Annotated in this window: 9 protein-coding genes; 7 read left to right on the top strand and 2 right to left on the bottom strand. The window is 45.2% G+C overall.

Annotated features, from left to right (window positions below):
- The first annotated feature begins 118 nt into the window (after nucleotides 1-118).
- The 3 genes from J0895_RS17930 to J0895_RS17940 all read left to right on the top strand — a co-directional run bounded on the left by J0895_RS17930 (nucleotide 119) and on the right by J0895_RS17940 (nucleotide 2823).
- The gene (locus J0895_RS17930; RefSeq protein ID WP_340643549.1) at nucleotides 119-1303 is read left to right on the top strand and encodes a helix-turn-helix domain-containing protein; all 1185 of its coding nucleotides are present in this window, start codon (nucleotides 119-121) and stop codon (nucleotides 1301-1303) included.
- 374 nt (nucleotides 1304-1677) lie between these two features.
- On the top strand, nucleotides 1678-1950 hold the full coding sequence (locus J0895_RS17935) for a type II toxin-antitoxin system ParD family antitoxin (protein WP_207089376.1): 273 nt from the start codon (nucleotides 1678-1680) through the stop codon (nucleotides 1948-1950).
- A 159-nt stretch (nucleotides 1951-2109) separates the two neighbouring features.
- Complete coding sequence (locus J0895_RS17940) at nucleotides 2110-2823, top strand: biliverdin-producing heme oxygenase (protein WP_207089377.1); 714 nt, start codon at nucleotides 2110-2112, stop codon at nucleotides 2821-2823.
- Nucleotides 2824-2912: 89 nt separating this feature from the next.
- On the opposite strand, the gene J0895_RS17945 is transcribed toward J0895_RS17940, so the two are convergent.
- Together J0895_RS17945 and J0895_RS17950 are read right to left on the bottom strand one after the other, a co-directional pair.
- The gene (locus J0895_RS17945) at nucleotides 2913-3185 is read right to left on the bottom strand and encodes a Mo-dependent nitrogenase C-terminal domain-containing protein (protein ID WP_207089378.1); all 273 of its coding nucleotides are present in this window, start codon (nucleotides 3183-3185) and stop codon (nucleotides 2913-2915) included.
- Between the two features lie 154 nt (nucleotides 3186-3339).
- Nucleotides 3340-4866 (bottom strand): glycosyltransferase, encoded by a 1527-nt coding sequence (locus tag J0895_RS17950; RefSeq protein WP_207089379.1) that lies wholly within the window; start codon nucleotides 4864-4866, stop codon nucleotides 3340-3342.
- A 227-nt stretch (nucleotides 4867-5093) separates the two neighbouring features.
- On the opposite strand from J0895_RS17950, the gene rpiA reads away from it, so the two are divergent.
- From rpiA to J0895_RS17970, 4 genes are all read left to right on the top strand, one after another.
- Nucleotides 5094-5792 carry a ribose-5-phosphate isomerase RpiA gene (rpiA, locus tag J0895_RS17955; protein WP_207089380.1) on the top strand — a complete coding sequence of 233 codons (699 nt, stop codon included), beginning with the start codon at nucleotides 5094-5096 and terminating at the stop codon, nucleotides 5790-5792.
- Between the two features lie 202 nt (nucleotides 5793-5994).
- A complete protein-coding gene (locus J0895_RS17960; RefSeq protein WP_207089383.1) occupies nucleotides 5995-7176 on the top strand; it encodes an aldo/keto reductase in 1182 nt (393 codons plus the stop codon).
- A gap of 12 nt (nucleotides 7177-7188) precedes the next feature.
- Nucleotides 7189-7785 (top strand): GDSL-type esterase/lipase family protein, encoded by a 597-nt coding sequence (locus J0895_RS17965; protein WP_207089381.1) that lies wholly within the window; start codon nucleotides 7189-7191, stop codon nucleotides 7783-7785.
- A gap of 8 nt (nucleotides 7786-7793) precedes the next feature.
- Nucleotides 7794-8690 carry a hypothetical protein gene (locus J0895_RS17970; protein WP_207089382.1) on the top strand — a complete coding sequence of 299 codons (897 nt, stop codon included), beginning with the start codon at nucleotides 7794-7796 and terminating at the stop codon, nucleotides 8688-8690.
- The last annotated feature ends 205 nt before the right edge of the window (nucleotides 8691-8895 follow it).

Consider the following 8895-nt stretch of genomic DNA (forward strand, 5'->3'; position numbering starts at 1 on the left):
CGTATCCTAAATCAGCTCTTCTGAACCGTGCCACCCAAAAAAACCTGATTTTCTAGGCTGGTTTGTAACAAAATGTTAAGACCAGACCCGAAAAAACCTGATTTTCTAGGAAAAACTTGTGCTACAATTGGTGAAACCCTTACCCACCTTAAGCTCTATGACAATAGCAGAAGTGTTGCAGTTGGTCGATCGCCTGGTCGATCAGCAACGGGGAAAGCATCTCAATGACTTAGAAAAAACGGTGGTTCAAGGTTTATGGCAGGGACAAACTTACAGTCAAATCTCCGGTCAATGTGGGTACGATGAAAACTATATCGGTGATGTGAGTCGTCAATTATTTAAACAGTTATCTGATGAGTTAGATGAAGATATTAAAAAATCTAATTTTTGTTGGACAATTGAGAGAGTTATAAATTCTCAGTTTGTAGGCTTAGTCAACAGTCCTATTAATTGGTGTCCTCCTCATCCGCAAACCAATCCCAATCCATCGATCGCCGATGAAGAAGACCCCAACAACCAAACGGGGTATTCAGATTTAACCCTGGCCCCGAAAATCACCCAGTTTTACGATCGCACCCTGGAACTGCAAACCCTATCTGATTGGATCCTGGTTCAAAAGACTCGCCTCATCTCGGTTGTCGGATTGCCGGGAATCGGGAAAACCACTCTAGTAAAGCAGTTTGTGGACCTGAATTTGCAACAGTTTGATGCAGTCATCTGGAAAAGTATCAAGATTGAACCCAGTTTAAATCCACTAATTACCGATTGCTTAAGAAAGGTTGCTCATGCTGATTTAAGGTTTAGCGAAATCAACTTTCTGGAGTTCTTCAAAGTATTGAAAAACCATAAAATTTTATTAGTTATTGATGATATCCAAGAGTTATTTAGACCCAGTGAATTAACGGGACAGTATCAGAGCAGATACAAGGATTACAAAACCCTATTTCAACGATTAGCTGAGATTGAACATAGCAGCCATTTAATTTTAATCAGTCAGGAGCAATGTCAAGAAATGATCGGGTTAACCGGGGAGTTAGATCCGGTGCAGTTTTTAAAGTTACAAGGATTAACCCAGGCCAGTATTTTGAGCGATCGCGGTTTAAAAGACCAGTCAAGTTGGTCCCAGTTGATACATCGGTATGAAGGACACCCAGTTTACCTCCAAGAGGTTGCCGATTTAATTAAAACCATGTTTTCCGGTAAGGTTTCCGACTTGTTAGCGGAAGAAGGAATAATTTTAACCGCCAACATGAAATCACAACTCGGGGATATTTTTAACCGATTGTCTCCACTGGAAAAATAGATTATGGTCAAGTTGAGTCAGTCTTCTAAACCCCTGTCGAAAAATCAATTAAAGCAAGACCTAGACCTATCCTTAATGGATTTTTTAAATGGGTTGGAATCTTTGAACCGTCGAAATTTACTCAAAACAATTGGAGGAGAGACGGTTGTATTTGATTGTTTTGGGTTGCTCAGGGAATATATTATAAATCTAGGCATAAATTAACTAAATTCGGTAATTTATCTCAGTAAATCCCTCTAAACCAATGACCAATGACCAATGACCAATGACCAATGACCAATGACCAATGACCAATGACCAATGACCAACAACCAATGACCAATGACCAAAAAAATGATAAAATTAACCCAGTTACCTAGCAGAGAGCATGGTTTATGAATATCTCCCTGACCCCAACACAACAGGAATTTATTCGCGCTACCGTCAACCGTGGCAGATACGCCTCGGAGGGTGAAGTGGTGGCAGCGGCATTGCGGTTGCTAGAGGACCGAGAAAAGCGCTATCAGGAAAAGTTAGCGGAGTTGCAGGAAAAAATTACAGCAGGCATCGAATCTCTGAATCGCGGTGAAGGGATGGATGGGGAAACTGTCTTAGCTCACCTCAAGGCGGAAATTGAGCGCAGGGAAGTGCCCAAGGACCTATCTTGAACTTGGAAGTCCCACGGGGGTCCCCAGGAAACTTTAAAAAACTTAACGAAAATTCTCATCGATTCAGTTTAAGGTAACCCTTTAGAGGTTATTTTTTATGGCCTCTTGCGAAGGCGATAGGCCCGCTGTTTTATTAAAGTTGGAAAGTTAAGGAAGCGAATGAGTAGCAATTTAGCAACAAAGCTGCGTGAAGGCACGAAAAAGTCTCACAGCATGGCAGAAAATGTGGGTTTTGTCAAGTGCTTTTTAAAAGGAACGGTTGAGAAAACCTCTTATCGGACTCTGGTGCGTAATCTCTACTTCGTCTATTCGGCGATGGAAGAGGAGATGGAACGCCACCGCAATCACCCGATCTTGTCGAAGATTTACTTTCCCGAACTGAACCGCAAGGCCAGTTTAGAGCAAGATTTAACCTTCTACTATGGCAGCAATTGGCGGGAGCAGGTGGCTCCTTCTGAGGCGGCTCAAGTCTACATTCAGCGGATTCGCGAAGTGTCGGAAACGGCACCGGAACTGTTGGTGGCTCATTCCTACACCCGGTATTTGGGCGATTTGTCTGGCGGTCAAATTCTCAAGGGAATTGCTCAACGGGCGATGAATTTAGAAGCCGATGGGACGGCTTTCTATGAGTTTGAGCAGATTACGGATGAGAAGGCGTTCAAAACTCAGTATCGTGAGGCGATGAACAATTTGCCGATTGATGATGCGGATGCCGATCGCATTGTGGATGAAGCGAATCATGCCTTCGGGTTGAACATGAATATGTTTAAGGAACTCGAAGGGAATTTGATTAAGGCGATCGGTCAAATGGTGTTTAACGCCTTGACTCGTCGTCGCAATCGTGGCAACACGGAATTGGCAACGGCTGAATAATCTTAACAATCAAGTGAGCGATCGCCGATTGGCGCTAGGCAGTAGGGTCGAGTGTCAATGGGCGATCGCTCCTGTTTGTTTGGAGGGTTTCAGGAAAAGGCTTGGATATCAATGCCACATTCATCAACGAGATAACACAGCGCCCGAAACCGCAGTCCCATCAGTTCATCGTAGAAGGGATTGAGTTTGCACAAGGGCGGAATGTGGAAGATTGTGCGGCCCATAAATTTGAGGTCCCGGGCAAAGGGGCATTGCGCTGGAATCAGCTTGTAAAGTTGTTTCGCCACATTGGGGTCTCGAACCTCAATCTGATTGAGCCATTGACGCAGGGATTGGAGGAAGGGCACAGAACGTTGAGTCATGATAGTAATACCTCATCGGGGCGCGATCGCAATTCGCTTGCCCCTGTAAATGGTTCCTATCTCCCACCATAGACTGCTTAACACAAAGTTTTGTAAAGGAATCGACAAAAGTCCCCCGATCCTTGTAAAGGTTTTGTAAAAGCCCCGGGGCCACTTAAGAACCAGCAGAACGCGACTTCAAGGCGATCGCCTCTTCAATATCGCCCAATTCATCGAAAATTTGTCCTAATTTTTCCCGAAGTAGAAGGGATTGGCTGCTGTAAACCTTGCCAGTTTCTAACAGTTTGAGGGCGGTTGAATAGGCGCGACTCGCGGACAGGAGTTTCCCCGCATCCTGGAACGTATCCCCTAAAATTTGATAGGTTTGGGTCAGAGTTGGATTGAGTTTGAGAGATTGTTGACACAGGGTTACCGCCCGGTTTAATTGTCCTTGGTGATAGGCTAGTTCTGCTTGTTGGGTGAGGATTTGAGCCGTTGTGGGGGCGATGACAACCTCTGGAGGAACAGAGGTTGTGTTCAATCCACAGAGGTGACTTAACCAGTCAATCCAGGCAGTGGCGCGCACCTCCCAAGTACAGGAATGATGGATATAGTCAACCTGTTTTTGCAGTTGGGATTCGGCATTGATATCTTGCAAATTTGCGATCGCCTGCACCGTTGTTTCGACAAAGCGACTTGCATAATTTTGCCAATCGGTTCTTAAGGAAAATTGCCAATCCCTGACGGAAGAAAATCCCTGCACATCCTCAACCGAAACTAAGGGACAAAAACCTGCTGTAGTTTCAGTCAGTCCCGCTAAATTGCTCGTCACCACCCGGCATCCACTTGCCATTGCTTCCATCACCGCAATACAAGAAGTTTCTTGAAAAGTATTGGGATAGGTTAAGATAGAAACTGAGCGCAATTGTTGAGCGAGTTCCGGTTGAGAAACCGACCCTAAATATTCTACGCCATCCATGTCGCGACAGCGTTGATAGAGGGAACCATAGACGGATTCATCGATATCTTCTCGAAGTTGATAGACTTTTTTGCTAGAGAAAACTTTGAGGAGAGTTCCGGGGACCGCTTGACGAATTTTTGGGAAAATAGATAAGAGTAAATCTAATCCTCGGAAGGGGGTACTGGTGTAAGCGAGAATGGGGGGATGAGATTTTTGGGAGCGGATAGAAGTGTTTGGGGGAAAGAGGTTTTGAAAGGCTGGGGCGATCGCATTTCGGAGAATCGCACTGCGAGAGGGAGGAATGCCAAATGCCTTTTCAAATTGATGTCGCTGCCACTCGCTGACAAAGGCAAATCCATCATAAACATCCCGTTCCTGGGGAGTTTCTAAAGGCTGCATGGCATGAAGGGTAGGAAGCTGTTGAGTCCAAAGAATCAAGCGAATTTTATCCCCGAAGAATTGACGCAGGGGGATACCCTTTCCAGCGATATTTAAGATGATCACCACATCCAGCGATCGGCGTAATGTCTCAGGAATAGTATTTAAAGGCAACTGAAAACACTTTACCCCTCGGGACATTCCCGGGTTAGAAGTTTGATTAAAAACAAACACCTCATGACCCTGTTGCGCCAATTTTTCCGCTAAATAACATAAAGCCGATTGGGAACCTCCCATTGGTATTTCATAAACGTTTTCTACCCGATAATCCCAATCAGAAGGGTCTATAAATGCAATTTTCATATCAATTTTAGAGCGGGAGAAACGATTGGCAAGAGGTTCGGAACTCAGGGGTGATCTGATCCGCTATCCCTTAGACATCGACACTCATTGATAATATCACCCAGGGCGGGATCAGTCATCCGGACGGGAAAAAATGCGCGATCGGGTCAGGAACAGGGTAAATTTAACACTGGAGTTTATTTTAACTGTCGTTCTGTCCCAGAGGGGCAAACATAGGAGTGGATCTGATGAGTACAGCAAATGCCATGAAACAGGAAGTCGGCAAGGCAGCCGCGCAACGAGTGAAATCCGGTTCCATCGTGGGATTAGGGACGGGTTCTACCACCGCTTATACCATTCAGTTCCTTGGGGAACGGCTTAAAAATGGGGATTTAAAAGATATTAAAGGGATTCCCACTTCGTTTCAAGCATCAGTGCTGGCGAAAGAATATGGGATTCCTTTAACAACATTGGATGAAGTCGATCGCATTGATATTGCCATTGATGGTGCCGATGAAGTTGATCCCCAGAAAAACCTGATTAAAGGCGGGGGTGCAGCACATACTCGCGAGAAAATTGTGGATTCTCTAGCTGATATATTTATCGTCGTCGTAGATAGTTCTAAATTGGTGGATAAATTGGGTTCTACCTTTTTGTTGCCTGTCGAAGTATTGCCGATGGCAATGACTCCGGTGATGGCAGCGATTAAAAAGTTAGGGGGAGTCCCGGAATTGCGGATGGGTGTTAAGAAAGCCGGACCCGTGATTACGGATCAAGGAAATTTTGTGATTGATGTAAAATTTGATAGCATTGACAACCCTGGGGAATTAGAAAAGACCCTGAATAATATTCCTGGAGTTTTGGAAAATGGGTTATTTGTGGGGGTTACGGACGTAGTTTTAGTGGGGGAAGTAGTAGATGGTAAAACGGTGATTCGGGAACTGTAAACTGGGCGATTTTCTATCAGGGTTCGGGCATTTTACAGCATTTGAGTCATTCATAAGCCGGGAGTGGGAGCATCTTGCCCCGTTGCTATAATAGGGAGCAAGATGCTCCCACTCCAGTGCAGGGATTTGATGCCTCTCTTTGAGGCAGCATTCATAATCAGCGTACTCTAAATTATTAAATTACAACTCAAAATTTATCATGATGCAATATCGACGCTTTGGCCGAACGGAACTACAAATGCCGGTCTTTTCTTGTGGCGGCATGAGATATCAGTACAAGTGGCAAGATGTGCCTCAATCTAGCATTCCTGCGGATAATCAAGACAATGTAAAAGCAACTATCCATCGGGCCGTCGCTTGTGGTATTAATCATATTGAAACGGCCCGGGGATACGGTACTTCAGAGATTCAATTGGGAGAGATTCTTCCTGAATTCCCCCGAGAACAGTTGATTGTGCAAACTAAAGTGGGACCGACAGAAGACCCCCAAGAATTTCGGAAAACTCTGGAACAATCTCTGTCGAATTTAAAGCTAGATTATGTTGATTTATTGGGAATACATGGGATTAATACTCCCCAATTATTAGACTACAGTATTCGTCCAGGGGGTTGCTTGGATGTGGTCAAAGAATTTCAGGCTCAAGGCAGAGTAAGGTTTGTAGGGTTTTCGACTCATGGGCCAACGGAGGTGATTCGTCAAGCCATAGAAACCAAGCGTTTTGATTATGTCAACCTCCATTGGTATTATATCAATCAGGTAAACTGGCCTGCTATTGAAGCAGCAACTCAGCAGGATATGGGGGTATTTATTATTAGTCCCTCCAATAAAGGAGGAAACTTATACAGTCCCCCTGAAAAATTAGTGGAACTATGTGACCCCCTTAGTCCGATTGTGTTTAACAATTTATTTTGTTTGCAGCATCCCCAAGTTCATACTTTAAGTATTGGGGCATCAAGACCCACAGATTTTGATGAACACCTAAAAACTTTATCGCTTTTAGAAAAAGCTGATGAACTTTTACCCCCGATTATTGAACGGTTGGAAAAAGCGGCGATCGCCCGATTTGGAGAAGATTGGGTCAGAAGTTGGCATATTGGCTTACCAAAACCGGAAGAAACCCCCAATTCTATTAACATTCACCAGATTTTATGGTTGAGAAACTTGGCGATCGCCTACGATATGGTCGATTATGCCAAAATGCGCTATAATCTACTCGGAAATGGCAATCATTGGTTTCCTGGGGAAAAAGCCGAAGCCATCCACACAGTAGACTTTAGTCAATGTCTTGCGCGCAGTCCTCACGCCGATAAAATCCCTGGACTCTTAGCTGATGCTCATCAGTTACTCGCCGGGGAAAGTGTGAAAAGACTCTCCCAACAATAATTGGTTCAAATCATGACAGCAAGCCGGATATGTTTTGTCGGTGACTCCTTTGTAAACGGAACCGGAGACCCTGAATACTTAGGCTGGACCGGCAGAATTGTCGCGGCAGCTTGTCAAACGGGGGAAGAAATTACCTATTACAATCTCGGGGTTCGGCGAGATACCTCTGCGGATATTTTAAAGCGGTGGCTGCCTGAAGTTTCCCATCGTTTACCCCCGAATTGTAACGGAAAGGTCCTATTTTCTTTCGGTGCGAACGATATTACCTTAGAAAAAGGAAAAACTCGCGTAGATTTTCCGGACTCCCTGAACCATGCATGGCAAATCCTGGAACAGGCGAAATTGTTGTTTTCGGTGTTAATGGTGAGTTCTCCTCCCCTTGCCGACTGGGAAGATAACTTGAGACTTGCTGCTTTATCCAATCAATTTGAGCAAATTTGCTGCAATCTGTCCATTCCCTATTTAGATGTCTTAACCCCCCTTCAAAACTCTCCAATTTGGATGAGTGAAGTGGCGGCTAATGATGGAGCACATCCTCAATCCCCAGGATATGCAGAATTGGCAGAATTGGTCAAAAATTGGTTAGGCTGGACCTCTTGGATTAACTGAAAAAAGACATGAACAACTTAAAACTTTCCCTCCCCAAACCGAAAACTCAACTTTCTCTAACCCTCTTAAGTCTTTTACTCCTATTCCCCGGACTGAATAGCTGTACAATCTGGGGGAATAATAGTGCCACGACAATCCCGGAAGCAGAAAGAGATTTGCCGGAACAGCGATTTTTAGACTTTCCAGGATGGCTAGGATTTGGGACCAAAGTGCAACAAAATGGTGCCAGTGAGTTTCCCTTTTCTCCCACCAGTGGAGAGGCACAAATTGCCATGTTTTCAGAACAATGGTCGTTAGTTGATCCAGGGACTCCTTTAGTGGCGATCGCACCGGGAATTCGTGAAGAAGTGACCTTGCGGCGCTGGCAAAATGAACCCTACGGTTGCAACGATAGTCCCACTCCAATGGCAACCTTTAATGCGTCTCAAACCTTCCCAGAAGGAGCAGTTTGGGTGTTGCCACCTTCTCAAGGAGATGCTGTCACTGCCTTACCTGTAGAAACCCTACCCATCGATCGCATTCCCGAGGGAGTGCTGCGTAGAGATCCGCCAAACCCCGCACAAATCCGCGCCTGGGAAGCGGGGGAAGCGATTGTGGTATTGGAACAAACCAGCGATAATACGGCAATGTTAACGGTTGCTGATAATACCGGAACCCCACTCTACACCAACCCGGTGGAAATTTTATCGATACCGGGTTCCTACGAGGAACCGATTGATTTTTCTCGACCCTTTCAACCGGGAATTCCTGCACCCATTGGTGCCTTCCAATTCCAAAATAATGCTGTTCCCCTGTTGGTGTTTTGGCGTCCCAGTTTTGAGGGTCATAGCTTTGAGGCACTGGTTCCTAGAGGCGATCGCCTAGAGTCGATTGATGTCGGTTCCGTCTACTATTGCGCCTTTTAGCAACAGCTGCAGCAACAGGTTTAACCCTCCTCCGTGACTTAAGCCCTCCCCAAGACACAGGGGAGGGCTGTTTCATTGTCAAATTTTCCTTACCCCGTAAGCTTTACAGCCCAAGGGTTTTCGTCCTTATTTCCTAAGTTGAAACTAAAAAATAGGAAACCACCCCGTCCCTTCGGGACACCCCTCCAAGGGAGGGGAATTAGCC

Source organism: Phormidium pseudopriestleyi FRX01, assembly GCF_017313335.1.
GTDB lineage: Bacteria > Cyanobacteriota > Cyanobacteriia > Cyanobacteriales > Laspinemataceae > Laspinema > Laspinema pseudopriestleyi.

Excerpts from the sequence above, each read along its gene's own strand:
- J0895_RS17935 (WP_207089376.1), top strand. The coding sequence starts at position 1,678 with ATGAATATCTCCCTGACCCCAACACAACAGGAATTTATTCGCGCTACC.
- J0895_RS17940 (WP_207089377.1), top strand. The coding sequence starts at position 2,110 with ATGAGTAGCAATTTAGCAACAAAGCTGCGTGAAGGCACGAAAAAGTCT.
- J0895_RS17945 (WP_207089378.1), bottom strand. The coding sequence starts at position 3,185 with ATGACTCAACGTTCTGTGCCCTTCCTCCAATCCCTGCGTCAATGGCTC.
- J0895_RS17950 (WP_207089379.1), bottom strand. The coding sequence starts at position 4,866 with ATGAAAATTGCATTTATAGACCCTTCTGATTGGGATTATCGGGTAGAA.
- rpiA (WP_207089380.1), top strand. The coding sequence starts at position 5,094 with ATGAGTACAGCAAATGCCATGAAACAGGAAGTCGGCAAGGCAGCCGCG.
- J0895_RS17960 (WP_207089383.1), top strand. The coding sequence starts at position 5,995 with ATGCAATATCGACGCTTTGGCCGAACGGAACTACAAATGCCGGTCTTT.
- J0895_RS17965 (WP_207089381.1), top strand. The coding sequence starts at position 7,189 with ATGACAGCAAGCCGGATATGTTTTGTCGGTGACTCCTTTGTAAACGGA.
- J0895_RS17970 (WP_207089382.1), top strand. The coding sequence starts at position 7,794 with ATGAACAACTTAAAACTTTCCCTCCCCAAACCGAAAACTCAACTTTCT.